A 25,157-nucleotide genomic window follows, 5' to 3' on the forward strand; every position below is an offset into this window, starting at 1 on the left:
TTGGTGCCAGCCTACGCGCCGGATCGCAATGCGACAAAACCCTCTGGCCCGCCCGGCCATTCTGCTATAGGGATGCGCACTTGCAAACAGGATAGCATCACTCATGACCACACGCGCCGGATTTATCGCCCTGATCGGAGAGCCCAACGCAGGCAAATCCACTCTGCTGAACCGCATGGTCGGGGCAAAGGTCTCGATCGTGACCCATAAGGTGCAAACCACGCGCGCGCGCATCCGTGGCGTTGCGATGGAAGGCGATGCGCAGCTGGTTTTTGTGGACACGCCCGGCCTTTTCAAACCCCGCCGCCGACTGGATCGCGCCATGGTCGCCGCCGCATGGGGCGGAGCCGCCGATGCAGATGTGGTCATACTGATGATCGAGGCCCATCGCGGCATCACCGAAGGGGTCGAACGTATCCTCGAAGGGCTTGAAGAGATCGGGCAGGGCCGCATGATTGCGTTGGCGATCAACAAGATCGACAAAGTACCCTCCGAGAAACTGCTGGCACTAACCAGTGACCTGAATGCGCGCTATCCGTTTGCCGAAACCTTCATGATCTCTGCCGAAAAGGGCCATGGCGTTGACGATCTGCGCAAATGGCTGGCCTCGAAACTACCCGAAGGCCCGTGGCTTTATCCCGAAGATCAGATCGCCGATCTGCCTTTGCGGATGATCGCTGCCGAGATGACGCGCGAGAAACTGACCTTGCGTCTGCATCAGGAACTGCCCTACCAGATGACGGTTGAGACCGAGAACTGGGAAGAGCGCAAGGACGGTTCTGCCAAGATCGATCAGATCATCTATGTCATGCGCGACGGCCACAAAGGTATCGTGCTGGGCAAAAAAGGCGAGACGATCAAAGCAGTCAGCCAGGCCGCGCGGGCCGAATTGGAAGAGTTCCTTGATCGCAAGATCCACCTGTTCCTGCAGATCAAAGTTCGACCCAACTGGTTGGAGGAATCCGAGCGCTACTCGGAGATGGGTTTGGATTTCAAAGACGGCAACGCATGACACGGACCAAGAATTTTCGTCGAAAATTCTCGGGACCAGCGGATAAGTCCGCGCGATGACCCGGCTGACGGCGGAATTCTGGGTGCAAGCCTATCTGGCGCGGCTGCGGTTTCAGGAAATACCGGGTTTTGTTGTCGCTCATGGTGATGACACCGCAGGTGCGGTGCTGGTCAAGCTCAATACGCTCGACGGTCAGGCGGTGGCATTCCAGCGCAGTTTCGACCTGATGAGCGGAGAACGAAAATGGGTGGAACTCTCCAGCGGGCCTGAGGCCGAAGTAGACGCCGCCATCACCAGACAACGCAGCTTTGACCCCGATCTCTGGGTGATCGAGGTCGAAGACCGGCAAGGGCGGCACTTGCTCGGTGAAGAGGGCCTTGAATAATGAGCTTTTCGAATCTGGTCAGGGGTCTTGGTCACCTCGACCAAAACCGCTAATTAGAAAACCGCTGTCGCCGAAAAAGCGATCTCTCGCGGCGTACCAATAGTAAAAGAGGTGCTCTCTTGCGCGAAACACTGAGTCAAAAGCTTCAAAGGTCGGAATTCGGTCACTGGATGCAACGGTTCGAAGGCTTCATGGTCTTCGTCGGTGTTGTCGGCCCGTTCGCGACATTGCCGCAGTTGATCAAGCTCTATCTCACCCATAGCGACCATGCGTCCGGTCAATCACTGCTGTCCTGGTCGCTGTATGCCGCGCTGTCTTTTCTTTGGTTCATCTACGGCATTCTGGTCAAGAAACTCCCAATCTATGTCGGCAACGGTATTTCGACGGTGCTCGACCTGCTGATGGTACTCGGCATCCTGCTCCACGCCGGGGTGACGTTCTAGGCGGACATGCCCGCAAAAATGCGGGCACTTTGATCTCGAAGTTGACAGTTGCACCGATGGCGCGATCAACCAGCGTCGCCGAAATAAACAAAACTCATCTTGTTCCCATCCGGGTCGCGCGCATAAGCGCCAAAGAAGTTCGGACCATATTGCGGACGTTCACCCGGGTCGCCTTCGTTTGTTCCACCATTTGCCAGGGCCGTTGCGTGCGCTTCGCGAACTTCCGCCTCGCTTTGGCACAGCAGGCCGACCATATTGCCGTTTCCAACCGACGCTGCCTTCTTATCGAAGGGGGTTGCAACCCACATTGACCCGCCGCCGCGCAGTTCATAGCAGACCGCGTGCGGCATGTATTCGGCGATGACCTTGCCGCCTATTTCGGGCACAACCGCGTCGTAATATGCGCGTGCCTTGGTGACGTCGTTTGAACCGATCATGACGTAGTTAAGAGACATTGTTCGAATCCCATTATGAAGAACATAAAGCGAACATTAATGCTCTTGCCGTTTTCACACAATGGCTTTCTGGTCCGCGAAACAGCCTGCAGGCCCGTTTGTACCTTGAACGCGTAACGGTCATAAGTTCTCCTGCAGACATCTGGTGACTGAACGAGGTTGAACTTGGACTGGCGTGATCATGGCATACTCCTGACCTCTCGCCGCCACGGCGAGACGGCGGCGATTATCGAGGTCTTTACCGAGACCCACGGTCGTCATGCGGGTGTTGTGCGCGGTGGCACCAGCCGCAAGATTGCGCCCATCCTGCAGCCCGGTGCCCAACTGGACGTGCTGTGGCGCGCCCGACTTGAGGAACATATTGGCACCTTTCAGGTCGAACCCCTGCGGTCGCGCGCAGCAGCAGCATTTTCCGGGCGGCTTGCGCTGTCAGGGCTGAACGCTGTGGTGGCTTTGCTGTCCTTTTGTCTGCCTGAACGTGAACCGCACCCGGCGATCTACAGGCAAACCGAACAATTGATGGACCTGTTGGGGCAGGATGAGGTCTGGCCGCTGGCCTATCTGCGTTGGGAGCTGGCCTTGCTGGAAGAGCTAGGCTTTGGTCTCGATCTCTCGGCCTGCGCGGTGACGGGGACGACCGAAGGGTTGATCTATGTCTCGCCAAAAACCGGTCGTGCGGTCAGTGCCGCGGGGGCAGGAGAGTGGGCTGACAAGCTGTTGCCACTGCCGGCCTGTCTACGGGGGGAAGGGTCCGCACCGGATGCCGAGATTGCCGATGCGCTGCGCACGACCGGGTATTTTCTTGAGAACCATCTGGCGCCTTCGCTTGGCAACACCCCTTTGCCAGATGCGCGCGCACGGTTCGTGGCGCAGTTTACTCGACGGCTTTGAACACCATTTCATGCCCGTCCTCGTTGCGCAGGATCAACACATCGCCTGACACTTCGGATTGGGTCATCGACATTAGTGCGGCGAAATAGAACCCCTCGGCCTCCAACCCGGCACAGGCCGCGCGGGTCGCGGCCAGATCGGCGATCTCGAACCACGGATAGGGGGCGTTCAACGTGCCCGAATAGGTGTTGCAGGGGGCATTGCCCGCGATCCGCCCTTCTTCGGGAAAGCGCAACAGGGCACTTGCCTCAAAGGGTTGCCCATCGATTTCGTGCAGCGCCCATGCCTGATCCGCCGCGCCATAGGCGGCCACAGACTCGTCCTTGTCGCATTGGAAAAGCGCCACTAAGGGTAGGATCAGGGCCAAACGCATCATCGCAGTATCCGATCAATAGGGGTTCGCGCCGCTTATCAGGTCTTCCCGCACCTCTAGGCGTGGCCGCCAGTTGTATTTAGTGTCTTCGCGAAGCGGTGCCCAGTGCAATACACCACTGTTTCGCCATGGATCGAGGATGATGCCATCAGACATCGAATCCCCCTTGGCGCTGATCAGGGCCGAATGGTGGATGATCCGAAATGCGGTTGGGGGCGAGGTGATCCAGTGCAGATCCAGCGTGCGAAAATTCTCTTGTTTCAGACGTGTGGTCATCGCTTGCGCCCAGTCATTACACAGGCCCTTTTCGCGAAAGCCGTTGATGATCTTGGCATTGTGGATGAGGGCCGGATCGGTGACGTTCCATTCCTGTTTCAGTTGGCTGGAATAGGCATAGGATATCTCGGCGGCGCGTCGTGCTTCGGCCGGGTCAACCTCGGGGTCCAGTTGCTGGATTGCTTGCGCCAACTGGTCCACGTCGTCGGACCCGGTGACCGGAGCCATGGCGCATCCGGCGAGGGCCAAACAGGTGGCCAAAATTGAGATGATGACTTTCACGCGCGATTCTCCTTTGGTCAGCCTGCGGGCCGGTTGCTGCCCTTTATCTGATTCCGGCATGCGATCCGAGGGGGAAGTTTCGATCATCGAACCACAAATCCGAGTTGTACAACTCGGAAGATTTGGGCTTTGCGACCTGTACAACTCAGAAGAAAAAGAAAACCCGGCGCGAGGCCGGGTTCAGTTGGGGAAACTGCATCGGTTCGGGCGTTAGCCCAGCAATCGCCGCGCGATGACCTGCGCCTGAATTTCGGCGGCGCCTTCAAAGATGTTCAGGATGCGCGCGTCACACAGCACGCGGCTTATCTTGTATTCCAAAGCGAACCCATTGCCGCCATGGATCTGCAACCCGTTATCTGCCGCCGCCCAGGCGACCCGGGCCCCCAACAGTTTGGCCATTCCAGCTTCAAGGTCGCAGCGCTGACCGTGGTCTTTTTCCCAAGCCGAGAAATAGGTTAGCTGACGCGCGATCATGATCTCAACCGCCATCATCGCCAGCTTGCCCGAAACGCGAGGGAAGTTGATCAGAGATTTGCCGAACTGCTTACGGTCCTGCGCATATTGCATGGCGATGTCCAAAGCGCTCTGCGCCACACCAATGGCGCGGGCGGCTGTCTGGATGCGAGCGGACTCGAAGGTTTCCATCAACTGCTTGAAACCTTTGCCTTCTTCGCCACCCAGAAGGTTTTCGCCCTTCACTTCGAAGCCATCAAAGCCCAGCTCGTATTCCTTCATGCCGCGATAACCCAGCACCTCGATCTCGCCACCGGTCATACCTGGGGTGGGGAAGGGGTTCTCGTCGGTTCCAGGTGTCTTTTCAGCCAGGAACATCGACAGGCCGCGGTGATCGGTGCTGTCGGGGTTGGTGCGCGCCAACAGGGTCATCACATGGGTGCGCGCAGCGTGCGTGATCCATGTTTTGTTTCCTGTTATCTTATAGTTACCATCCTCGCCCTTGACAGCCCGCGCCCGTAGGCTGCCCAGATCAGACCCGGTGTTGGGCTCGGTAAATACGGCGGTTGGCAGGATTTCGGCGCTGGCGAGTTTCGGCAGCCAGTTGGCTTTTTGCTCATCCGTGCCACCCGCAATGATCAGTTCAGCCGCGATTTCGGACCGGGTACCCAAAGAGCCCACGCCGATATAGCCGCGCGACAGTTCCTCGGAGACCACACACATCGAGGCTTTGGACAGCCCAAAGCCGCCAAATTCCTCGGGGATGGTCAGGCCGAACACGCCCATCTCGGCCAGTTCTTCGATGATCTCGATCGGGATCAGTTCGTCCTTGAGGTGCCATTCGTGGGCATTTGGTTCAACCTTTTCAACAGCATAGCGGCGGAATTGATCACGGATCATCTCTAACTCGTCGTCTAGACCAGACGCACCGAACATGGTGGTGCCGGATTGCTCCTGCATCAGTTCGACCAGACGGGACCGCGCGGCCTGAGAATTGGCTTGTGCCATCAGGGTCTGCACTTCGCTGCATTGGAAACCTGACAGAGCGTCCCAGCCAAGACCAAGGTCCTGCAAACGCACAACTTCCCCCTGGTTCATCGGGATGCCACCAGCGATCTGGTGCAGGTATTCGCCAAAGGCGATTTGATGCAGCAACTGCTCCATCTCGCCGAATTTCCCTTCGGCCTGCAGCGCCTCAGCCCAGCGTTGCATCTGTTGCAGTGACTGGTTGTAGGTTGCCAGCCACGCCAACCCATGCGCTGCCGTCTGATGCGCCTCGATCAGTGCGCCCGAGATCCGCCCGTCGCTTGTCACCATCTCGCGGACCGAGCTGCGCGCCTTGTCGAATACCGCGTTCACCGCGGGCAGGGCTGCTGCGCTAAGTGTCAATAGGTTGGGCAGTGCCGTCGGCTGCGTCATGTTCGTCATATCCTGTCCGTCATGGGCCATGAATCAGGTCCTCTGCTGGGTCGTCTGGTCATATCATGCTGCACGTGCAGCGCAACAAAAATACGAAAATAACCCAAGAAAAGTTCAAATATTTCTCGAACGTTTTGCGGTGCAGAAAAAATCCGAGGTGTTATGAAGGGCTGATGGAATTGTTTTCGCTTGTGTCTCCGCAGGAGCTTTATCTTTCACTGGTCGTCGCTTTTGTGGCGGGATGGGTCAAAGGTATGGTCGGCTTTGCTATGCCAATGGTCTTGGTGTCGGGGCTCAGCATGATGCTGCCTCCTAATCTTGCGCTGGCCGGGTTAATCCTGCCAACTTTGGTGACCAACAGCTTGCAGGCCCTACGCGAAGGCAGAACGGCCGCCGTCGCTTCGGTGCGCAAGTTTCGGGTGTTTCTCGGGGTTGGTCTGATCTGCCTTCTGGCGAGTGCACAACTGATCAACGTATTGTCGCCAAAGGCCTTTCTTCTGACCTTGGGTGTGCCGGTGTTCTTCTTTGCATTGGTTCAGCTTATGGGGCTCAGGCTGACCCTGCAGGCCCCGTCGGTCCGGGTTGAGGCAATCGTCGGCGCGGTTGCCGGTGCCGTCGGAGGCATTTCTGGCGTATGGGGGCCGCCGACCGTGGCCTATCTGACGGCGTTGAACACGTCTAAGAAAGATCAGATGCGCGTTCAGGGAGTGATCTATGGTCTGGGGGCGCTGGCGCTGGTGGTCGCGCATGTGGGTTCGGGTATCCTGCGGGCTGAGACGGCTTTGTTCTCGGCGCTGTTGGTTCTTCCGGCTCTTGCGGGGATGCGCGGAGGCCTGTTTCTGCAGGACCGGATTGATCAGGTACAGTTTCGCAAGCTTACGTTGCTGGTACTGCTGATTGCCGGGCTGAATCTGCTCAGGCGTGGCATTCTGGGCTAGCTGTGTTTTTCGGCCATTCGGAATGCGAAATGCAGACCCAACATCAGAAATAACAGACCTGATATATCGCCAATCAGAAACGCGATATATTCAGCGGGGGCGCTTCCAAAGGCTGCATTGGTGAGGATCGAACCCAAAACCGAGGTTATGATCCCGACCCCCATCACGCACAACCAACATGGTTTGCGATCAGAGCGCGGAAACAGGTCCCACCCCAAAGCTTTGCAGGTATAAAAGACCGCAGGTACAATCGTGACCGCGATGGTTATCGCCAGTAATCTGCTGGGCAGAAGGACATCCCAACCGCCGATCAACGCAAAGACGATCACGACGCCGGGCAGCAGTGCAAAGATCGCGCGCCACCCCAGCAACCACGCCGCCAGTACCCGCACCCCGTGCGGGAGAAACAGCAGGCTGGCATGGCTGGGATATTCCGGAAAAAAGATGTTCTGAAGCGGCATCAGGACCTCGAATGTGAGGAACGATGCGGCAATGTAGGCCAATGAGGCGTAGAAAGTGTCAGAGGCCCATCTGTGCACGAGGATCAGCCGTTTCCAGTTTTCAGGCGGCGATCACCTGGGCGCATGGACCACATACCGCCCGCGATTGGCGCTTCCGCTTTGCGAAAGGTAACCTTTCTGAACCAGCGATTTAAGGGCACGGAAGAAGGTCGGGCGCGAGACGCTTTTGACCAGTGTATGTTCGATCAGACCAAAGGTGCGGACCTCCTGAGCGTTTTTCGAAAGCTCTTCGGCGGCGTAGTAGATGTCCCGCTCGACCGGGGATAGTTCCTCCAGCCCCAGAGTGCGCTCCATGCTTTGCATCAGTTTGCGAAGTTCGGTGAGTTTTGAAATTTCAGTCATAACGTGCCTATCATTTCCGTGTCTGAATGAGGCACATGGAAAGGCCGTAGCCTGTGAAACACATCAATCCGACACCCATCCCCTTGTGGATACAATCATTACCTTCTGGGACGGCCCGAACGCGGTGTGAGCAAAGTCGCCCGGATCGCCCAAAGTTGAATTTCAAGGATTCCGCCGCTGAAATACGCCGGGCTCCTGCGCTATATTGATAGAATTCGATAGCGCAACTTACCCGTTCTCGCAATGAACTTGTCCGTTAGCTTTCAGGTGCCGCAGCGTAACTTTGGGTGAAGCGGGGGCCGTGATGACCCCCGGTTCCGGTCAGCCGATTGCGACGGCTTTGATATCTTCATCGATGAAGGGCAGATACTGCTCGAAGTTCTCGGCAAACATTTGCACCAACTTCTCTGCCTGCTTGTCGAACGCTGCCTGATCGTCCCAGGTGCGGCGCGGATCCAGCAGAACTTCGGGTACGCCCGGTACGGAAACCGGCACGTCGAAGCCGAAATTGGCATCCTTGCGGAATTCCGCATCAGTCAGCGATCCCTCCAGCGCGGCCGTCAGCAAGGCACGGGTGGCCTTGATCGGCATCCGACTGCCAACGCCATAGGCGCCGCCGGTCCAGCCGGTGTTGACCAGCCAGCAGGTGGCACCGTGCTGGGCGATCTTGTCGCGTAGCAGGTTGCCATAGGCTTCGGGGCGACGTGGCATGAAGGGCGCGCCAAAGCAGGTTGAGAAGGTTGGCTGCGGCTCGGTAACACCACGCTCGGTCCCGGCTACCTTGGAGGTGAAGCCCGACAGGAAGTGATACATTGCCTGCGCTGGCGTCAGCCGTGCGATCGGAGGTAGCACGCCAAACGCGTCGCAGGTCAGCATGATGATGTTCTTCGGGTGTCCGCCCAAGGCACTGCTGGATGCATTCGAAATGTATTCCAGCGGATAGGCGCAGCGCATATTCGCGGTCAGTGAATCGTCGTTGAAGTCGAGTTCTTTGGTCTCAGGATCGAAGATCATGTTCTCGATCACGGTGCCGAATTTCGAGGTCGTCGCGTAGATTTCCGGCTCGGCCTCGGCATTCAGGTTGATGGTCTTGGCATAGCAACCGCCTTCAAAGTTGAAGGTTCCACGATCTGACCAGCCATGTTCGTCATCCCCGATCAGGATACGGGACGGATCGGCAGAAAGGGTGGTTTTGCCGGTGCCGGACAGGCCAAAGAACACGGCGGTGTCGACTGGGTTGCCAACTGCATGGTTCGCTGAACAGTGCATCGGCATCACGCCTTTGTCGGGCAGCATGTAGTTCAGCAGCGTGAAGACGGATTTTTTGTTCTCACCTGCATATTCAGTGCCGCCTATCAGGATCAGCTTGCGATCAAAGTTCAGCGCGATGACAGTCTCGCTGCGGCAGCCATGCTTGGTCGGGTCTGCTTGAAAACTGGGGCAGTTGATGACGGTGAAATCTGCGGTGAACTCATCCAGATCCTCATGATCCGGGCGACGCAGCAGGTGACGGATGAATAAGTTGTGCCAGGCTAACTCGGTGACCATGCGCACATTGATCGAGTAACTGGGGTCAGCTCCGCCCACGAGGTCCTGCACGAAGTAATCGCGGCCTTTCATATGGGCCAGCATGTCCTCATACAGTGCGTCAAAGCCCTCAGGGCTCATGGCTGCATTGTTTTCCCACCAGATAGTATCAGCCACGCTGTCGGTTTTGACGACGTGCTTGTCCTTGGGGGAACGACCGGTGAACTTGCCGGTAGTGACCAGAAATGCTCCGCCCTTGCCAAGGGTACCTTCGCCGCGCTTGAGCGCTTCTTCGATCAGCGCCGGTTCCATGAAGTTGTAATAGACATTGCCCAGACCCTCGATGCCCTGATCTTCGAGGCGGAATTGCGGGTTAACCCGTCCAGATGTCATGTGTGTCTTCTCCTGTGGCGGCGCATTGGCGGTTGGCCTTGTGCGCCATTGGGGCGGATACCGGAATCTGCCGGCGGTCAAGCGCCTCTTATCATGGTACTTTAGGGCATGAACAGGCAGGTTGGCAGGAGTTAGCGCAACCAAGTTCAGGTTTAGCGCCATCACAAAATGCCTGCATCAAATCAAGGCGGCAATTTGAGTGCAGCAAGGCAAATTTGCCGCATCCCTGCCGCAAGAAAGGCACGATTCGCAGTTACGGATTGATTCGGCGGCTTAAAACCGCCAACAATGCCTTACAAAAAAGCGTATTATTGCGCGAGTGAGCAGGAATAGGGGTGAACCCGATGTCAAAGATTGCACTTGTGGACGACGACAGAAATATCCTGACGTCCGTGTCCATGACTCTCGAAGCCGAAGGGTTTGAGGTCGAAACATATAATGATGGTCAGGCTGCGCTGGACGCTTTCAACAAGAAGCTGCCGGACATGGCCGTTCTGGATATCAAGATGCCGCGGATGGACGGCATGGATCTGTTGCAGCGCCTGCGGCAGAAAACCCAGATGCCGGTGATTTTCCTGACCTCCAAGGATGACGAGATTGACGAGGTTCTGGGCCTGCGTATGGGCGCGGATGACTACGTTAAGAAACCGTTCTCGCAGCGCCTTTTGGTCGAACGTATCCGTGCGCTACTGCGCCGCCAGGAAGCAGTCGACGGTGATGTAACCAACGCCACCACTGGCGACACCAAAGTGATGGAACGCGGTGAGTTGCGGATGGACCCGCTACGCCATGCGGTCAGCTGGAAAGGCAATGATGTTTCGTTGACCGTGACTGAGTTTCTGTTGCTGCAGGCTCTGGCGCAACGACCCGGCTTTGTAAAAAGCCGTGATCAGTTGATGGATGTGGCCTATGATGATCAGGTCTATGTGGATGACCGGACCATCGATAGCCATATCAAGCGTCTGCGCAAGAAGATGCGGGTCGCCGATACCGAGTTTTCGGCGATCGAAACGCTGTACGGTATCGGATATCGTTATAACGAAGAATAGGCGCGGCCGTTTTTAAAGGGCGAAGGGGTCTCGTGCGCGATACTGAACAAGCCAACCAAGTGCGCGACGCAGACGTCGTTCTTGGGGATGACTGGGTCATTCCCCAAGATTCCGAGTCGGCCGAATTGCAGGCCAAGCGGTCGCGACGAAATATCTTTACGCTGCGCTATTCGCCTCTGGCGCGCAGAATTATCACATTCAATCTGATCGCTCTGGTCATTCTGGTGGCGGGGTTGCTGTATCTGGACGACACCCGAAAAGAGCGGGTGCAGCAGACTGCGCAAAACCTGGTCGGAGATGCGCAGCTTGTCAGCAATGTTTTCGAGACCCAGCTGCGTCAACCCTCGGACGGGGGTGCTGGGGCGCTGGACGTACGGGATACGCTGTCGGGGCTCAGCCTGCCCGAGGGTGGTGAGGTCTTTGTCTACGACGGCACCGGTACGCTGATCGGTTGGACACGGGGTGCATCATCGTCGTCCGAACTGCCCAGCCTGTTGCATCGGGACGCCGACACTACCACCGGAAGCACGTTGATCAGCGATGCGCTGAATGTGGTGTGGAATGGCGTATCCGCGATCTTTAGCAGCTCTTCTGAAATTGAGGCCCCGACGCTTGCGCAGCGGGTGCAGGAAATGATCCCGAAGGCGCTTAACGGCGGGATGCAGGTGCAGGCCGTAAAGGACGACCAGGGCAAGACGGTGATCGTGGCGGTTGCCCCGATCCTGTTGGACGAGGTGCCCGTGGGTGCTGTCGCCATGGCAGGCCCGGCAGGCGAGATCGATGCACTGGCCCGCAAAGAGCAGGAGCGTATCCTTCAGATGTTCGTCGTGGCGCTGCTGGTTTCGATCGGTCTGAGCCTTGTACTGGCTTCGACTATTGCCAACCCGCTTGCCGATCTGGCCGCCGCCGCCGAGTTGGGCAAGGATCGTGGCGCGGGTGTGAATCCGGGGCGTATCCGTATCCCTGACCTTAGCGCCCGCCCCGACGAGATTGGCCGCCTCAGCCAGGCTCTGCGCGGGATGGTCACGGCACTCTACAATCGGATTGATGCAAACGAACAATTCGCCGCCGATGTGGCACATGAGATCAAGAACCCGCTTGCCAGCTTACAATCGGCCGTTGGCACCATGCGATTGGTTAAGCGCGATGATCAGCGTGAAAAGCTGCTGGGGGTGATCGAACATGACGTGCGGCGGCTGGACCGTCTGGTCAGCGATATATCGAACGCGTCACGGCTGGATGCGGAACTCGTTAAGGAAGAAGAGCAGCCCTTTGATCTGCTCAATCTGCTGGGCAATATCAGCCAGTTTCTGGGCGAGGATGCCCGTTCGAAGGGCATCGACTATATAACCGACCTGCCATCCGGATCTATCGAGGTCGACGGGCTCGAAGCGCGTCTGGCGCAGGTGTTTGTCAATTTGATCACCAACGCGATTTCCTTTTGCGAGGACAAGGATGCCATCCGTGTCTGGGTTCGCCGGCGGGACAATCGCGTACTTGTTGTGGTTGAAGATACCGGACCCGGCATTCCGGATCAGGCGCTGACCAAGATTTTCAAACGCTTCTACTCTCAGCGCCCCGAAGAGCATTTTGGCAACAACTCAGGTCTGGGCCTGGCGATTTCGAAACAGATCGTCGAAGCCCATGGTGGTGTGATCTGGGCTGAAAACATCCGTCCGACCGAAGCCGATATTACATCGGACCCGCTGGGCGCGCGGTTTGTGGTTGGGTTGCCCATCTAAGTCATGAACGCGATCCCTTTTTCAGACATCGCAGATCAGAAAACCGCATGTGTTCACGCCACCTGCGTGGCAGTGGATGGCGCTGGAATATTGATCATTGGTGCTTCGGGCGCGGGTAAATCGGCGCTTGCACTGCAGATGATGATGCTGGGCGCGAGGCTTGTCGCGGATGACCGGATCAATCTGTCAGCGCGGGACGGCGATGTGATGGCAGATGCCGTTCCGCAAATCCGCGGACTGATCGAGGCGCGAGGGATCGGGCTGCTGCGGGCAGACCCTGTGGGACCAGTCCCTTTGGCTTACGTTGTGGATCTTGATCAAGCCGAACCTGCAAGACTGCCAGATCCTGCGGAAATTCTGTTGTTGGGGCAAACTCTTCCCTTGCTTCGGGTCGACGGCGTGCCCAATTTGGCTGCAGGACTTCTGCAACTTGTGAAAATGGGGCGCGTGGCCCCGGAATGGCCGAATACATGACAACACAACGGCGCGTCGTTCTGGTGACAGGCCCTTCGGGCGCGGGCCGGTCTACCGCTATCCATGTGCTTGAAGACCTTGGGTTCGAAGCGATCGATAACCTGCCGATGGGTCTGCTGGTCCGGTTGCTTGAGCCGTCCAATCCTACGCCCCCCATGGCTTTGGGGATCGACGCGCGCAACCGTGATTTCTCTACCATTGGATTTATCGAACTCGCCGCCAAACTGGGCCGTATGGAGTTTGTTGATCCAAGCATTCTCTATCTGGATTGCAGTGACGAAATGCTGCTGCGCCGGTTCTCGGAAACCCGTCGTCGCCACCCGGTTGCCACGGATGCCAGCCCGGCAACCGGCATTCGGCAAGAAAAGGAACTGTTGGCCCCGATTCGTGAGATTGCGGATACGCTCATCGACACAAGCGCGCTGAATGTTCACCAGTTGCGTGAAGAGGTCGAACGCTGGTTTGCCCCAAAAGGCGGGCGACATCTGGCGGTATCGATCGAATCCTTCTCGTACAAACGTGGCCTGCCACGCGGTCTGGACATGGTGTTCGATTGCCGGTTTCTGGCCAATCCCTATTGGCGGCCCGAACTGCGTGCGGCCGATGGTCGTAATGGCGATGTAGCGGCCTATGTTCAGTCAGATGCGAATTATGTGACGTTCTTCGACCGGGTTGTAGATCTGTTGATCGAACTGCTTCCGGCCTTCCGAAACGAGGGCAAAGCGCACCTGTCGGTCGCATTCGGGTGCACCGGCGGGCAGCACCGCTCGGTCGCCGTGGCGGAAGCGGTTGCAAAGGCCCTTGCGGAAGGGGGCCAGCAGGTGGCAATTAGGCATCGCGAAATGGAACGACGCGCGTTGAATGTGAGGCCGGAGTGATCGGGATCGTAATTGTTGCACATGGTGGGTTGGCGCAGGAGTATCTGGCCGCCACGCAGCATGTGGTTGGAAAGCAGCCTGGACTGGTGGCCATTCCGATCGAAGCGGACCATGATCGCGAAGCGAAACAAGCTGAAATCTGCCGTGCCGCCGACGAGGTAGACATGGGCGATGGCGTCGTTGTTGTGACTGATCTGTTCGGCGGCAGCCCATCGAATCTCAGCCTGCGCGCCTGCGCGCCGCAAGACCGGCGAATCCTTTACGGGGCCAACCTGCCCATGCTCATCAAACTGGCCAAAAGCCGCCACCTGCCACTGGCCGAGGCCGTGCGTCTGGCGCTGGAAGCTGGACGAAAATACATCAATGCGCAAAATGTGACGCTGGATTGATACCGGATAGGTTCTTATGACGACCAAGAGTTTGAAAATTATCAACGAAAAGGGCCTGCACGCCCGCGCCTCGGCCAAATTGGTCGAGGTGGTCGAAGGCTTTGATGCACTTGCCGAGGTGTCGCGTGACGGGCTTTCTGCATCGGGCGATAGTATCATGGGTCTTTTGATGTTGGCAGCGTCGCGCGGAACCACTATTGACGTCGAGACGTCTGGCCCGGATGCTGAGGCGTTGGCGGAAGCGTTAGAAACTTTGGTGAACGATAAATTTGGTGAGGGGTTCTGACAGCGCTGCTGCCACGATACCAAGGACGGAAAGACCAAGCAATTGGCGGAAACCACGCACGAAACTAAGACCGGCCCAGTCGCTGAGCATGACACCACCCAAGGTGAAATCTACGACCGCAAAACGCTGACCTACGCCAACTCGTTTGACGATGCCTGGACGTCTACGGCCATTCGCGCCATCGAGTGGTTTACGGGGAAATTGACCATCTTGCGCATGGTCAACAAATTCGAGAAACAAAACGAGTATTATCGCGGCCAAAAATTCTGGGGCGGTGCACTCGAGGTGATGGGCATTGATCTCACCACCCCCGCTGAACAGATTGCCCGGATCCCCAAAGAGGGCCCGGTCGTCGTTGTGGCCAACCACCCGCATGGCATGGTCGACGGCATGATTCTGGCCGAGCTGATCGGCCGCACCCGTAGCGACTATCGCATTCTGACACGCTCGGTCCTGACCGGCCTTGATGAGGCCGCAACCTCATTCATGATTCCAGTGCCTTTCCCACATGATCCGGAAGCACAGGCCAAGATGCTTGAGATGCGCGGTAAGTCGATGAAGCATCTGGCTGACGGCGGTGTCGTGGCGCTATTCCCTTCGGGCGTTGTCATGTCATCTGATGATTGGTTCGGACCTGCGCAGGAGCAGGAATGGAATGTCTTTACAGCAAAGATGATCCGCCGCTCGGGTGCCAAAGTTGTCCCAATCTTTTTCCCGGGCAGCAATTCTCGCTGGTACCAGATCGCAAACCGTCTGTCGCCGATCCTGCGTCAGGGACTGCTGCTGCACGAAATCGTCCGCTCCTGCAACAAGCCGCAGTCTCCGGTCATTGGGGACCCGATTTCAGATGAAGACATGGCGTTGCTGGAACGCGATCCCCGTGGCTTTATGGCCTGGCTCCGAGATCACACGCTCGCCCTAGGCAAGTCCTGATCCGGCCCTTCATCTGGCTCTAATCTTCCCAGGAATGAATTGAGCCACTATCTCAAGAGAGGGCAGCCCTCTTAATCCCTAGCGCGTCGGCACAGGTACCTCGCCTCGATAATCATAAAACCCGCGCTCGGTCTTGCGGCCCAGCCATCCGGCTTCGACATATTTGGTCAGCAGCGGGCAGGGGCGATACTTGGTATCGGCCAGCCCGTCATGCAGCACGTTCATGATCGCCAGGCAGGTATCCAAACCGATGAAATCCGCCAGTTCGAGAGGTCCCATAGGGTGATTGGCACCCAGTTTCATCGACTGGTCAATGGATTGCACATTCCCGACCCCTTCGTACAGGGTATAGACCGCCTCGTTGATCATTGGCATCAAAATGCGATTGACGATAAAGGCCGGAAAGTCTTCGGCACTGGCCGAAGTTTTACCTAACCGGTCAACCACCGCTTTGCACGCACTGAACGTCGGCTCATCTGTGGCGATGCCCCGGATCAGTTCGACCAGTTGCATCACCGGCACCGGATTCATGAAGTGGAACCCCATGAAGCGCTCGGGCCGGTCGGTACGGCTGGCCAGCCGGGTGATCGAGATCGACGACGTGTTCGAGGTCAGTATCGTATGCGGCAACAGATGTGGAAGCAGATCCTCAAAGATCGCCTGCTTGACCGTCTCCCGCTCGGTTGCGGCCTCAATCACAAGATCGGTTTGTCCCAGATCGGGCAGGTTCAACGTGGTGGTGATCCGTCCCATCGCAGCTTTGACGGCATCATCCGTGATTTTTCCGCGTGACGCCTGACGCACCAAATTGGCCTCAATCGTCGCAACCGCGTCATCCAGCGCGTCTTGGCTGATATCGTTTAGCAGAACATCATACTCTGCCAGCGCCATGACATGGGCGATACCATTGCCCATCTGTCCAGCGCCGATCACTCCGACTGATTTTACGTCCATGTTCTGGTGTCCTTGTTCGCAGGATGTGGCGACATTATCGGCAGTTCCGCGCGGGCGGCAAGGGGATCGGACCAGTCAAATTCGCTTCAAATGCGCGCATTAGGGATTTCGCAAGACCTGCGGCTGCAAAATGGTAACCGGGTGAATATTTGGGTGAGTGTGATGAGCTATCAATCGATCAATGCGGAGCGATCCGCTGAAACCACGTGTTGTTACGGGTCTTCGAAGCTGCGTTTCAGAGGCCCGCAAAGGGCACTGAACAGTCCCTATCTGGCGTGCCTAGGCGGAGAAGAGACCTTTGGCCGATTCGTGGAGTCTCCGTTTCCCGGATTGTTGGAACGTCGACTGGATCGCAGATGCCTTAACCTTGGCAGCCTGTTTTGCGGAGTTGAGGTGTTGACACAGGAAGCAGCTCTGCTGGATATCGTGAATCGGTCCGATATCTGCATTATGCAGATGCCGGGTGTGTTGGGACAATCAAATCGGTTCTATCGCGTGCATCCCCGCCGTAATGACCGTTTTGTGGCGCCAACCCCGGAATTGATCGCGCTGTATCCCGATGTGGATTTTACGGATATCCACTTTGTACGTCATCTCCTGACGCGCCTGAGGGCGCATTCGGATGCCCGATTTGAGCTTGTGGAGCAGGAACTGCGAAAAGGGTGGATCGAAAAGCTCAGCACATTTCTGGGCAAAGTTCGCCCCCCCGTGGTGCTGTTGGACCTGGAAGTGGAGGATTGCGCGTTGGACACGTCGTCACGCGATTCAATAATGCGAGATGCGTCGATGATCGGTGCACTAAAACCCCAATGTACAGCCTCCATCAGCCTGCGTGTTCAGGCCTCGGGCGTATCTGACGAGATTGAGGACATGTTGTTTGGCACTCTGCAGCAGCCTGTAGCCGAACATATGATTGGCCCGGCGACGCATCGTATAATAGCGGAGTCTCTGGCGCGTACGATTCGTGACCTGGGTGTCTAACCGGAAAAGAAAAGGCCCGCCATTAGCGGGCCTTCCAAGATTTTTCGGCGAAAAATCTTTGTCTGAAATCAGCCGAGTTTCTCAGTGAGTTCCGGCACAGCTTGGAACAGGTCAGCGACAAGACCAAAATCGGCGACCTGGAAGATCGGCGCTTCTTCGTCTTTGTTGATCGCAACGATGATCTTGGAGTCTTTCATTCCGGCCAAGTGCTGGATGGCGCCCGAGATGCCGACTGCAACATACAGATCAGGCGCAACAACCTTACCGGTCTGACCCACCTGCCAGTCGTTCGGCGCATAGCCCGAATCCACCGCAGCCCTTGACGCGCCAACGGCCGCGCCCAGCTTGTCGGCCAGACCTTCGATCAGTTTGAAGTCTTCTTCCGAGCCGACACCACGGCCGCCCGAAACAACCACACCGGCCGACGTCAGTTCCGGACGATCGCTTGCGGCAACCTTGTCCTCAACCCACGACGACAGGCCATCCGAACCCGGAACCGAGACAGTCTCGACCGGGGCGGCGCCACCTTCGCCTGCAGCATCAAAGCTGGCGGTCCGCAGGGTGATGACCTTCTTGGCGTCGTTCGATTTCACGGTCTGGATCGCGTTGCCGGCATAGATCGGGCGCTCGAAGGTCGAGCCGTCAACAACGCCGGATGCATCCGAGATCACCATCACATCCAGCAGCGCAGCAACGCGCGGCATCACGTTTTTGGCGTCGGTGGTCGCAGGGGCAACGATATGCTCGTAGCCATCGGCCAGACCCACGATCAGGGTCGCGGTCGATTCCGCCAGGCGGTGACCCAGCGAGGCATCCTCGGCAACCAGGACCTTGGACACACCGTCGATCTTGGCGGCGGCCTCACCGGCTGCGGCGGCTGAACCTCCTGCGGCCAGGATGGTAATGTCACCCAGCGCCTTTGCGGCGTTGACGGCCTTGGCGGTGGCGTCCATCGCTAGTTCGCCATTGTTAACTTCGGCGAGAAGAAGAACAGCCATTACACAGCCCCCGCTTCTTTGAGTTTCTCGACCAGCTCATCTACTGAGCCAACGATGATACCAGCGGCACGTGCCGCTGGCTCGTCGGTCTTGACGATTTCCAGACGCGGCGTGACATCGACGCCGTAATCGGCGGCAGTCTTCTCATCCAGCGGCTTTTTCTTCGCCTTCATGATGTTGGGCAGCGACGCATAGCGCGGCTCGTTCAGACGCAAATCAACGGTCACGATGGTCGGCATCTTGACGCTGATGGTCTGCAGACCGCCGTCCACTTCGCGTGTAACCTTGGCGGTATCGCCTTCGATGTCCAATTCGGACGCAAAGGTGCCCTGGCTCCAGCCCAGCAGGGCCGACAGCATCTGGCCGGTGGCGTTCATATCGTTGTCGATCGCCTGCTTACCAGCCAGAACGATGCCCGGCTGCTCTTCCTCGACCACTTTGGCCAGGATCTTGGCCACGGCCAACGGCTCGATGTCCTGATGGACGTCGTCGGCTGCAATCACCAGAATGGCGCGGTCCGCACCCATGGCCAGAGCAGTACGCAGGGTTTCCTGCGACTGCTTCACACCGATAGAAACGGCAACAACTTCGTCAGCCTTGCCCGCTTCTTTCAGGCGGATAGCCTCTTCTACCGCGATTTCGTCGAAGGGGTTCATCGACATTTTTACATTGGCGAGATCAACACCGCTGCCGTCCGCTTTCACACGAACCTTAACGTTGTAGTCGATCACGCGCTTGACAGGCACAAGTACCTTCATTTTTGCGTATGCTCCTTACAAAAACGGCAAGCCGCGTTGCGACTCCACCAATGCTCTCGCTGGCCTAGATAACGGGTCGTGATGACCTACAACAGAGCAAAATCGTCACGTCATGGTTTCGAGACGTCGCGTTTCGTCATTTTTTCTGCTGAAAACGAAATTTTGTTTCCCCGCTATGGCTGTGATCAGCGGTTTGCACCGGGAATCCAAAGCACATCGTCACGCCCTTCGTTGTTGGCGCAGCGCGCGGCAACAAAGAACCAGTCGCTGAGACGATTGAGGTATTTCACGGCCGTTTCATTGACAGGTTCCATATTGGTCAGTTCCACTGCCAGTCTCTCGGCCCGACGCGAGACTGTACGGCACACATGCAGCTGGGCTGCCAGCCGCGAACCACCTGGCAGGATGAAACTGCGCAGCGGTTCCAGCGTTTCATTCATCACATCGATTTCGGCCTCAAGCCGCTCGATCTGGGCTGGCACAACGCGCAGGGGCGGATAGTCGGCCTCGGCATCTTTTTCCATGTCGGGGCGACAGAAATCGGCGCCAAGATCGAATAGGTCGTTCTGGATTCGTGCCAGGGCAGCATCAACATCACCGTCCGCTTCGGTGCGGGCGACGCCGACAAAGGCGTTCAGTTCGTCCACCGTGCCATAGGCGGCAACCCGGCCCGCGTATTTTGCGACACGCTCGCCATTGCCCATCGCGGTTTTGCCGTCATCGCCGGTCCGGGTGTAGATTTTGTTGAGTACGACCATCGTTTAGACTCCCTGTCCGCGCAGGTAGACGTAGAGCAAGATCAGCACCACGGCAATGAACTGGAACAGGATGCGCAGGCGCATCATCTTGTTGCTTTTCATCGCGGCGTCTTTGCCGGGTTTTCCGAAATTGGCGATGCCAAGTACCAGCACGGTAACCACCGCCGCCATCGCCAAAAGGAGTACGACCATCAGAAGGTCCATAGAGTCACCGTTCACGTTTGTTGTCCCGATGGCTCTGATCTAGCCTTGATCGGGCCAAAAGCGAACGGGTAATTTGGCCTCAGATATCGGACAGGATACGATCTATGGTCCGGGTCGGTAGGATACGGCGCAGATATCCGGCGATATAGGTGGGTGTCGTCACGTAGTACCGCGGGCGAGGACGCCTGGATTCAACCGCATGGGCAAGCTTGGCGGTGACAGCCGAGGCGGGCAGTTCGAACCTGTCTGTCCCCGAGGATTCGTAGAGGCGCTTTAGCAGCGAGTCTTCGTATTTTTGCCGAAGGGCCGAGCTTTCCCAATCGATAAAGCGCTCGAACATCGGGATTGAATTCACGCGAATTTTCGACGTCACCGGACCCGGTTCAATCAGTATGACTTTGATATCGGTATCCCGCAGCTCAAGCCGCAAGGTGTCGGTCAGGCCTTCGATGGCGTATTTGGTGGCGACATAGGCGCCGCGCCACGGAAACGCCACCAGTCCCAGAACCGATGAGTTCTGCACGATGCGCCCGTGCCCCTGCGCCCGCATGATGGGAATCACCTGCCGGGTCAGCTCGTGCCAGCCAAAGACGTTGGTTTCAAAGATCTGGCGAAGCCCGTCAGTTGGGATGTCCTCAACCGCGCCGGGCAGACCATGTGCTCCGTTGTTGAACAGCGCATCCAACGTGCCACCGGTTGCGTCCAGAACCTGTTGCAGGCCGCACGAGATGCTGTCGGTGTCGGTGTAGTCGATCCGTGGGCTATCAAAGCCCTGTGCCCGCATCCGGTCGCAATCGCGCTGTTGTCGGCAGGATGCAAAGACCCGCCAGCCGCGGGCGCGCATCCCGTGTGCCGCGTCCAGACCAATGCCGGACGAGCAGCCTGTGATAAGAATGGATTTTTGCATGACGTTTCCGAAACTGAACCTCGCCCATAGCTAAGGCGAGGTTCCGGTCAGGACAATGACACAGTTGCGTCAGTTTGTAGGTTTCCGAACCAATGAGGCAGAAATCCAACCCACTCGCTGATCGGGGAACAGCCGCAGACGCAGCCAGCCGGTGCCGGATTCGCTCAGAACCTCAACGCGTTGACCGATCGCTGCCTTGGCGATGATGGGATAGATGGTGCCGGGCCCGTCGCGCATGTTCACGCGTGTGCCCGAGATTTCACGGATGTCTTTTTCAGGCTCGACCACCTGTGATGTCGGGGTGACATCATGCTGAACCTCGGCTTCTACCTGCAACAACCCGGCGGCTCCATCCGCAAGCGAGGCCAGGGTGAAGCTGGCACCGCTTTCGTCAAATGCTGAGAACTGAGACAACGGATCAGCCGTCACCTGTGACAGGACAACGGCGGCGTCATCCTCGGCCAGAGGCTCTGGCTGAACGCGCGCAGAAACAGCACGAGCTGCCACATTGGTGACAAGGTCCTCTGCGCGGGATGCCGGGATCGGGGCTGGACGGGGCTCTGGCACCGATGCAACACGCAGGGGCTGATCTGCCCTGGTTCCGCGCGGCTCAAAATCCGGGCCTCCGCTCATCACGTAGAAACTCCACCCGAGCATTGCAAATGTAATAATGATAACGCGCGACATGGCGCACCCCCTGACAATCGTAACAACAAGAAAATGGCAGCATCTTAATGTTCGAAAGCTTACCATAATTCGGACGTTGAGTCGAAAAACGGGGGAAATCCGATACTTGCCTCCCCCTGTTGCAAAAAGCGCGACTTGTCCCCGGTAAAATACCTGTTGTTTGCTTTACCCGCGCGCGCTTGCGTCGTATCACATCATGTATGAATGATACGATCGACGACCCCAATATGGAGGCCCCTGAAAACGGGGGCGAGATAGCTGAACCGCTGCGCCGCGCAATTGGTGAGCGCTATCTGACCTATGCGTTGTCCACCATCATGCACCGTGCTCTGCCGGATGCACGGGATGGGCTGAAACCGGTGCACCGGCGAATCCTTTATGCGATGCGCGAGTTGCGACTCAGTGCAACCGGTGGGTTCCGGAAGTCCGCTAAAATCTCTGGCGACGTTATGGGTAACTATCACCCGCACGGTGACGCCGCGATTTACGATGCGATGGCGCGCCTGGCGCAGGACTTCAACGTGCGTTACCCGCTGGTCGACGGACAGGGGAATTTCGGCAATATCGACGGTGACAATCCGGCTGCTTCGCGATACACCGAGGCGCGGATGACCATCGTGGCTGAGGCGCTGCTTGAGGGTTTGAACGAAGACGCCGTTGATTTCCGCGACAACTATGATGGCACGCTTTCCGAGCCTGTTGTGCTGCCCGCTCAGTTCCCCAATCTGCTGGCCAATGGTTCCAGCGGTATCGCAGTTGGCATGGCGACGAACATCCCGCCGCACAACATCGCTGAATTGTGCGACGCCTGCTTGCATCTGATCAAGACGCCGGACGCGCGGGATGACACGTTGCTGAATTACGTGCCGGGCCCGGACTTTCCAACCGGAGGCGTGATCGTCGAGCCGCCCGAGAATATTGCTCAGGCCTATCGCACCGGGCGCGGCTCGTTCCGCCTGCGTTGTAAGTTCGAAGTTGAGGATCTGGGCCGCGGGCAGTGGCAGATCGTCGTCACCGAGATTCCTTATCAGGTTCAGAAATCCAAGCTGATCGAAAAGATCGCGGAGCTGATCCAGACCAAGAAAATCCCGATCCTCGCCGATGTACGTGACGAATCCGCTGATGATATTCGCCTGATTCTGGAACCGCGCAGTAAGAATGTGGACCCCGAAGTGCTGATGGGGATGCTCTATCGCAGTTCGGACCTTGAGTTGCGGTTCAGCCTGAACATGAACGTGCTGATCGACGGTGTAACGCCCAAGGTCTGTTCGATGAAGGAAGTGCTGCGTGCTTTCCTCGATCACCGGCAAGAGGTGCTGTTGCGCCGGTCACGTCATCGTCTGGGTAAGATAGATCACCGCCTTGAGGTGTTGGAAGGCTTTATCGTCGCCTTCCTGAACCTCGACCGCGTGATCGACATCATCCGCTATGATGACGACCCCAAAGCAGCGCTGATGCGCGAGGATTGGGGGATTGACCACGTTCGCGCAACCGACGAGTCCGACTATGTCTCGCCGAAACCGGGCGAGGGCGAACTGTCCGAGGTTCAGGTCGACGCCATCCTCAACATGCGTCTGCGCAGCTTGCGCCGTCTCGAAGAGATGGAGCTGGTGCGCGAGCGTGACGAGTTGATGCTGGAACGCGCCAATCTCGAGGACCTGCTGGCCGATCCCGCCCTGCAATGGGCCAAGATCGCCGAGCAGTTAAAAGAAACCAAGAAGACCTTTGGCAAGGATTACGAAGGCGGTGAGCGCCGGACCCGGTTTGCCGAAGCTGGGCAGGTCGAAGAAGTTCCGCTTGAGGCGATGATCGATAAGGAACCGATCACGGTCGTCTGCTCTCAGATGGGCTGGATTCGCGCCATGACCGGCCACATTGATCTGAAGCGCGAGTTGAAATTCAAGGATGGCGACGGCCCGCGCTTTATCTTCCATGCGGAAACGACAGATCGCTTGCTGGTCTTTGCCTCGAATGGCCGTTTCTACACCGTCAGTGCCGCCAACCTGCCCGGCGGGCGGGGTATGGGCGAACCACTGCGCCTGATGGTCGACCTGCCGAACGATGCACAGATCATCGACATCCTGATCCACAAACCGGGGCGCAGGCTGCTGGTGGCCTCGGACGCAGGTAACGGCTTTATGGTGCCTGAGGATGATGTTTTGGCGCAGACCCGAAACGGCAAACAGGTGCTAAATGTTAAGAGCGATGAAACAGCGATGATCTGTAAGCCCATCGCGGGTGATCACGTGGCCGTGGTATCTCAGAACGGCAAGTTTCTTGTCTTCCCGACCGAAGAACTGCCCGAGATGACACGGGGCAAGGGCGTACGTTTGCAAAAATACAACATGGCTCGAGGTCGACAAGGCACATTGGAACTGGACGGCGGTCTGTCCGACGTGACGACCTTCGACTGGGAAGAGGGGCTGAAATGGTCCATGGGTGGCGATAAAACCCGGCACGAGGCGGATATGACTCAATGGCTGGCCAAGCGAGCGGGTGTCGGTAAGAAAGCGCCCTATGGCTTTCCGCGCGATTATAAATTCTCGTGACCAAACCAACTGTTTGGTGAATTTCTGCCGATACCGCTTGGCACAAACGGTATCGGTGCGTTACATCCAATAAAAACAGGCCTATCGAGACGAGAGACATGCTGCGTATTCTGACACTGATCACCGGGCTGGTCCTGATGGGGGCCTGCACCCAGACACAGGTATATGAAGAGCCCGAATCCCTGGGCGAATTTAAGCTGCGCGTGAACTATGCGTTTGCCGAGAAAGCCAAGCAGGGGCCGGTTTCGCGTGATGCAACCCCGAAAGAGTGGGAGGACGCCATTCAGAATGCGGTCGATATCCGTCTGGGCCGTTACGAGGGCGCGCAGGAATACGATGTCGGTATCAGTCTGGAAGGTTACATGTTGGCGCCTCCCGGCATACCTGTGATTTACAACCCCAAAAGCACCGCGATCGTTCTGGTGAACGTCTATGATGTGAACAACAAAGAGTTCCTGGCCAAGGGTAAGCAATTTCAGGTTCTGGAAGACACGACTGGCGGAAGTGCCTTCAAAGGTTCAGGTCATGAGCGCACGAAAGAAGAACAAATGAGCGGGCTTGCTCTGAAAGTTGCCGACAGGGTCGAAGAATGGCTGGCCGAAGAACATAAAGACAATGGCTGGTTTGATCGTCGCCCTGACTTGATCCAACCGCTGGAAACCGAGGCTGTGACCCAAAATCCGGCATCTTGACCAGCTTTTCCCTCAGGATGTGCTTGATTTTCCCCTTTGAACCAAATATCTCGCGCGCGCAGATGTAACCACGGGACCAAAGGTCCCCCAAATCGCAAAAGGGCGCCTGAGGAATGGCAAAGGAAAAGTTTGAGCGTAATAAGCCGCACGTCAACATCGGCACGATTGGCCACGTTGACCACGGCAAGACCACGCTGACGGCAGCGAT

30 protein-coding genes are annotated in these 25,157 nt (G+C 57.4%); 16 read left to right on the top strand and 14 right to left on the bottom strand.

Features of this window, described 5'->3' with window-relative positions; all coding sequences use genetic code 11:
* Nucleotides 1–103 precede the first annotated feature (103 nt).
* From era to BLU89_RS16480, 3 genes are all read left to right on the top strand, one after another.
* Nucleotides 104–1,012: a GTPase Era gene (gene era / locus BLU89_RS16470; RefSeq protein ID WP_074738024.1), complete on the top strand. Its 909-nt coding sequence runs from the start codon at nt 104–106 to the stop codon at nt 1,010–1,012.
* Nucleotides 1,013–1,067: 55 nt separating this feature from the next.
* Nucleotides 1,068–1,397, top strand: coding sequence for a DUF1491 family protein (locus tag BLU89_RS16475; RefSeq protein WP_074738026.1), 330 nt, complete (start codon nt 1,068–1,070; stop codon nt 1,395–1,397).
* A gap of 119 nt (nt 1,398–1,516) precedes the next feature.
* A complete protein-coding gene (locus tag BLU89_RS16480; protein ID WP_083347776.1) occupies nt 1,517–1,840 on the top strand; it encodes a SemiSWEET transporter in 324 nt (107 codons plus the stop codon).
* A 65-nt stretch (nt 1,841–1,905) separates the two neighbouring features.
* Here BLU89_RS16480 and BLU89_RS16485 read toward each other — a convergent pair whose 3' ends face one another.
* Nucleotides 1,906–2,295: a VOC family protein gene (locus BLU89_RS16485; protein ID WP_074738030.1), complete on the bottom strand. Its 390-nt coding sequence runs from the start codon at nt 2,293–2,295 to the stop codon at nt 1,906–1,908.
* Between the two features lie 165 nt (nt 2,296–2,460).
* On the opposite strand from BLU89_RS16485, the gene recO reads away from it, so the two are divergent.
* Nucleotides 2,461–3,186 (top strand): DNA repair protein RecO, encoded by a 726-nt coding sequence (gene recO / locus BLU89_RS16490; RefSeq protein WP_074738032.1) that lies wholly within the window; start codon nt 2,461–2,463, stop codon nt 3,184–3,186.
* On the opposite strand, the gene BLU89_RS16495 is transcribed toward recO, so the two are convergent.
* From BLU89_RS16495 to BLU89_RS16505, 3 genes are all read right to left on the bottom strand, one after another.
* Nucleotides 3,170–3,562 carry an META domain-containing protein gene (locus BLU89_RS16495; protein WP_074738034.1) on the bottom strand — a complete coding sequence of 131 codons (393 nt, stop codon included), beginning with the start codon at nt 3,560–3,562 and terminating at the stop codon, nt 3,170–3,172. The genes recO and BLU89_RS16495 overlap by 17 nt on opposite strands.
* Nucleotides 3,563–3,574: 12 nt before the next feature.
* Nucleotides 3,575–4,117 (bottom strand): hypothetical protein, encoded by a 543-nt coding sequence (locus BLU89_RS16500; RefSeq protein WP_074738079.1) that lies wholly within the window; start codon nt 4,115–4,117, stop codon nt 3,575–3,577.
* A gap of 210 nt (nt 4,118–4,327) precedes the next feature.
* Nucleotides 4,328–6,019: an acyl-CoA dehydrogenase family protein gene (locus BLU89_RS16505; protein ID WP_074738036.1), complete on the bottom strand. Its 1,692-nt coding sequence runs from the start codon at nt 6,017–6,019 to the stop codon at nt 4,328–4,330.
* A gap of 143 nt (nt 6,020–6,162) precedes the next feature.
* Here BLU89_RS16505 and BLU89_RS16510 point away from each other — a divergent pair, with 143 nt between their 5' ends.
* Nucleotides 6,163–6,927: a sulfite exporter TauE/SafE family protein gene (locus tag BLU89_RS16510; protein ID WP_074738081.1), complete on the top strand. Its 765-nt coding sequence runs from the start codon at nt 6,163–6,165 to the stop codon at nt 6,925–6,927.
* On the opposite strand, the gene BLU89_RS16515 is transcribed toward BLU89_RS16510, so the two are convergent.
* From BLU89_RS16515 to BLU89_RS16525, 3 genes are all read right to left on the bottom strand, one after another.
* Nucleotides 6,924–7,466: a hypothetical protein gene (locus BLU89_RS16515; RefSeq protein WP_245709772.1), complete on the bottom strand. Its 543-nt coding sequence runs from the start codon at nt 7,464–7,466 to the stop codon at nt 6,924–6,926. The two genes, BLU89_RS16510 and BLU89_RS16515, sit on opposite strands and share 4 nt — an antisense overlap.
* A 33-nt stretch (nt 7,467–7,499) precedes the next feature.
* Entirely contained in the window at nt 7,500–7,790 is a 291-nt protein-coding gene (locus BLU89_RS16520) for a hypothetical protein (RefSeq protein WP_074738038.1), read from the bottom strand.
* A gap of 321 nt (nt 7,791–8,111) precedes the next feature.
* On the bottom strand, nt 8,112–9,710 hold the full coding sequence (locus BLU89_RS16525; RefSeq protein ID WP_074738040.1) for a phosphoenolpyruvate carboxykinase: 1,599 nt from the start codon (nt 9,708–9,710) through the stop codon (nt 8,112–8,114).
* 344 nt (nt 9,711–10,054) lie between these two features.
* Between BLU89_RS16525 and BLU89_RS16530 the strand changes: the two genes are divergently transcribed.
* The 7 genes from BLU89_RS16530 to BLU89_RS16560 are packed head-to-tail and all read left to right on the top strand — an operon-like array spanning nt 10,055 to nt 15,461.
* Entirely contained in the window at nt 10,055–10,759 is a 705-nt protein-coding gene (locus tag BLU89_RS16530; protein WP_074738042.1) for a response regulator transcription factor, read from the top strand.
* Nucleotides 10,760–10,791: 32 nt separating this feature from the next.
* The gene (locus BLU89_RS16535) at nt 10,792–12,501 is read left to right on the top strand and encodes a sensor histidine kinase (RefSeq protein ID WP_074738044.1); all 1,710 of its coding nucleotides are present in this window, start codon (nt 10,792–10,794) and stop codon (nt 12,499–12,501) included.
* A 3-nt stretch (nt 12,502–12,504) separates the two neighbouring features.
* A complete protein-coding gene (locus BLU89_RS16540; protein WP_074738046.1) occupies nt 12,505–12,975 on the top strand; it encodes an HPr kinase/phosphorylase in 471 nt (156 codons plus the stop codon).
* Nucleotides 12,972–13,853 carry an RNase adapter RapZ gene (gene rapZ / locus BLU89_RS16545; protein ID WP_074738085.1) on the top strand — a complete coding sequence of 294 codons (882 nt, stop codon included), beginning with the start codon at nt 12,972–12,974 and terminating at the stop codon, nt 13,851–13,853. The genes BLU89_RS16540 and rapZ overlap by 4 nt, the downstream gene beginning before the upstream one ends.
* Nucleotides 13,850–14,242, top strand: coding sequence for a PTS sugar transporter subunit IIA (locus tag BLU89_RS16550; protein WP_039541780.1), 393 nt, complete (start codon nt 13,850–13,852; stop codon nt 14,240–14,242). The genes rapZ and BLU89_RS16550 overlap by 4 nt, the downstream gene beginning before the upstream one ends.
* A gap of 16 nt (nt 14,243–14,258) precedes the next feature.
* A complete protein-coding gene (locus tag BLU89_RS16555; RefSeq protein ID WP_074738048.1) occupies nt 14,259–14,528 on the top strand; it encodes an HPr family phosphocarrier protein in 270 nt (89 codons plus the stop codon).
* Nucleotides 14,529–14,570: 42 nt separating this feature from the next.
* Nucleotides 14,571–15,461 carry a lysophospholipid acyltransferase family protein gene (locus BLU89_RS16560; RefSeq protein ID WP_074738050.1) on the top strand — a complete coding sequence of 297 codons (891 nt, stop codon included), beginning with the start codon at nt 14,571–14,573 and terminating at the stop codon, nt 15,459–15,461.
* Between the two features lie 78 nt (nt 15,462–15,539).
* On the opposite strand, the gene BLU89_RS16565 is transcribed toward BLU89_RS16560, so the two are convergent.
* Nucleotides 15,540–16,415: a 3-hydroxybutyryl-CoA dehydrogenase gene (locus tag BLU89_RS16565; protein ID WP_074738052.1), complete on the bottom strand. Its 876-nt coding sequence runs from the start codon at nt 16,413–16,415 to the stop codon at nt 15,540–15,542.
* A 162-nt stretch (nt 16,416–16,577) separates the two neighbouring features.
* Between BLU89_RS16565 and BLU89_RS16570 the strand changes: the two genes are divergently transcribed.
* Nucleotides 16,578–17,396, top strand: coding sequence for a DUF6473 family protein (locus BLU89_RS16570; RefSeq protein ID WP_074738087.1), 819 nt, complete (start codon nt 16,578–16,580; stop codon nt 17,394–17,396).
* A 68-nt stretch (nt 17,397–17,464) separates the two neighbouring features.
* Here the strand turns inward: BLU89_RS16570 and BLU89_RS16575 are convergent, their stop codons facing one another.
* The 6 genes from BLU89_RS16575 to BLU89_RS16600 all read right to left on the bottom strand — a co-directional run bounded on the left by BLU89_RS16575 (nt 17,465) and on the right by BLU89_RS16600 (nt 21,708).
* On the bottom strand, nt 17,465–18,394 hold the full coding sequence (locus BLU89_RS16575) for an electron transfer flavoprotein subunit alpha/FixB family protein (protein WP_074738054.1): 930 nt from the start codon (nt 18,392–18,394) through the stop codon (nt 17,465–17,467).
* Entirely contained in the window at nt 18,394–19,152 is a 759-nt protein-coding gene (locus BLU89_RS16580) for an electron transfer flavoprotein subunit beta/FixA family protein (protein ID WP_074738056.1), read from the bottom strand. Before BLU89_RS16580 ends, BLU89_RS16575 begins: the two co-directional genes overlap by 1 nt.
* Before the next feature lie 185 nt (nt 19,153–19,337).
* Nucleotides 19,338–19,910, bottom strand: a complete 573-nt coding sequence (locus BLU89_RS16585) for a cob(I)yrinic acid a,c-diamide adenosyltransferase (protein ID WP_074738058.1) — start codon at nt 19,908–19,910, stop codon at nt 19,338–19,340.
* A gap of 3 nt (nt 19,911–19,913) precedes the next feature.
* Entirely contained in the window at nt 19,914–20,114 is a 201-nt protein-coding gene (locus BLU89_RS16590; protein ID WP_074738060.1) for a twin transmembrane helix small protein, read from the bottom strand.
* A 79-nt stretch (nt 20,115–20,193) separates the two neighbouring features.
* Nucleotides 20,194–21,021 (bottom strand): SDR family NAD(P)-dependent oxidoreductase, encoded by an 828-nt coding sequence (locus BLU89_RS16595; protein ID WP_074738062.1) that lies wholly within the window; start codon nt 21,019–21,021, stop codon nt 20,194–20,196.
* Between the two features lie 69 nt (nt 21,022–21,090).
* Nucleotides 21,091–21,708 carry an SH3 domain-containing protein gene (locus tag BLU89_RS16600; protein WP_245709773.1) on the bottom strand — a complete coding sequence of 206 codons (618 nt, stop codon included), beginning with the start codon at nt 21,706–21,708 and terminating at the stop codon, nt 21,091–21,093.
* Nucleotides 21,709–21,908: 200 nt separating this feature from the next.
* Between BLU89_RS16600 and parC the strand changes: the two genes are divergently transcribed.
* The 3 genes from parC to BLU89_RS16615 form a co-directional block, all read left to right on the top strand.
* Nucleotides 21,909–24,257 (top strand): DNA topoisomerase IV subunit A, encoded by a 2,349-nt coding sequence (gene parC / locus BLU89_RS16605; protein WP_074738063.1) that lies wholly within the window; start codon nt 21,909–21,911, stop codon nt 24,255–24,257.
* A gap of 98 nt (nt 24,258–24,355) precedes the next feature.
* Nucleotides 24,356–24,949, top strand: a complete 594-nt coding sequence (locus BLU89_RS16610) for a hypothetical protein (RefSeq protein ID WP_074738065.1) — start codon at nt 24,356–24,358, stop codon at nt 24,947–24,949.
* Nucleotides 24,950–25,062: 113 nt separating this feature from the next.
* Nucleotides 25,063–25,157: GTP-binding protein (locus BLU89_RS16615; protein WP_034866829.1), on the top strand; the 95-nt coding region annotated here is incomplete at its 3' end.

This window comes from Ruegeria halocynthiae (genome assembly GCF_900106805.1).
Taxonomy (GTDB): domain Bacteria; phylum Pseudomonadota; class Alphaproteobacteria; order Rhodobacterales; family Rhodobacteraceae; genus Ruegeria; species Ruegeria halocynthiae.

Bases quoted from the DNA above. Each gene is read 5' to 3' on its own strand.
- BLU89_RS16570 (WP_074738087.1), top strand. From the start codon at position 16,578: ATGAGCTATCAATCGATCAATGCGGAGCGATCCGCTGAAACCACGTGT.
- BLU89_RS16565 (WP_074738052.1), bottom strand. From the start codon at position 16,415: ATGGACGTAAAATCAGTCGGAGTGATCGGCGCTGGACAGATGGGCAAT.
- BLU89_RS16575 (WP_074738054.1), bottom strand. From the start codon at position 18,394: ATGGCTGTTCTTCTTCTCGCCGAAGTTAACAATGGCGAACTAGCGATG.
- BLU89_RS16555 (WP_074738048.1), top strand. From the start codon at position 14,259: ATGACGACCAAGAGTTTGAAAATTATCAACGAAAAGGGCCTGCACGCC.
- BLU89_RS16485 (WP_074738030.1), bottom strand. From the start codon at position 2,295: ATGTCTCTTAACTACGTCATGATCGGTTCAAACGACGTCACCAAGGCA.
- BLU89_RS16520 (WP_074738038.1), bottom strand. From the start codon at position 7,790: ATGACTGAAATTTCAAAACTCACCGAACTTCGCAAACTGATGCAAAGC.
- BLU89_RS16495 (WP_074738034.1), bottom strand. From the start codon at position 3,562: ATGATGCGTTTGGCCCTGATCCTACCCTTAGTGGCGCTTTTCCAATGC.
- BLU89_RS16590 (WP_074738060.1), bottom strand. From the start codon at position 20,114: ATGGACCTTCTGATGGTCGTACTCCTTTTGGCGATGGCGGCGGTGGTT.
- BLU89_RS16525 (WP_074738040.1), bottom strand. From the start codon at position 9,710: ATGACATCTGGACGGGTTAACCCGCAATTCCGCCTCGAAGATCAGGGC.
- BLU89_RS16475 (WP_074738026.1), top strand. From the start codon at position 1,068: ATGACCCGGCTGACGGCGGAATTCTGGGTGCAAGCCTATCTGGCGCGG.
- parC (WP_074738063.1), top strand. From the start codon at position 21,909: ATGAATGATACGATCGACGACCCCAATATGGAGGCCCCTGAAAACGGG.
- BLU89_RS16505 (WP_074738036.1), bottom strand. From the start codon at position 6,019: ATGGCCCATGACGGACAGGATATGACGAACATGACGCAGCCGACGGCA.
- BLU89_RS16600 (WP_245709773.1), bottom strand. From the start codon at position 21,708: ATGTCGCGCGTTATCATTATTACATTTGCAATGCTCGGGTGGAGTTTC.
- BLU89_RS16510 (WP_074738081.1), top strand. From the start codon at position 6,163: ATGGAATTGTTTTCGCTTGTGTCTCCGCAGGAGCTTTATCTTTCACTG.
- era (WP_074738024.1), top strand. From the start codon at position 104: ATGACCACACGCGCCGGATTTATCGCCCTGATCGGAGAGCCCAACGCA.
- BLU89_RS16595 (WP_074738062.1), bottom strand. From the start codon at position 21,021: ATGCAAAAATCCATTCTTATCACAGGCTGCTCGTCCGGCATTGGTCTG.
- BLU89_RS16530 (WP_074738042.1), top strand. From the start codon at position 10,055: ATGTCAAAGATTGCACTTGTGGACGACGACAGAAATATCCTGACGTCC.
- BLU89_RS16585 (WP_074738058.1), bottom strand. From the start codon at position 19,910: ATGGTCGTACTCAACAAAATCTACACCCGGACCGGCGATGACGGCAAA.
- BLU89_RS16540 (WP_074738046.1), top strand. From the start codon at position 12,505: ATGAACGCGATCCCTTTTTCAGACATCGCAGATCAGAAAACCGCATGT.
- BLU89_RS16610 (WP_074738065.1), top strand. From the start codon at position 24,356: ATGCTGCGTATTCTGACACTGATCACCGGGCTGGTCCTGATGGGGGCC.
- BLU89_RS16580 (WP_074738056.1), bottom strand. From the start codon at position 19,152: ATGAAGGTACTTGTGCCTGTCAAGCGCGTGATCGACTACAACGTTAAG.
- rapZ (WP_074738085.1), top strand. From the start codon at position 12,972: ATGACAACACAACGGCGCGTCGTTCTGGTGACAGGCCCTTCGGGCGCG.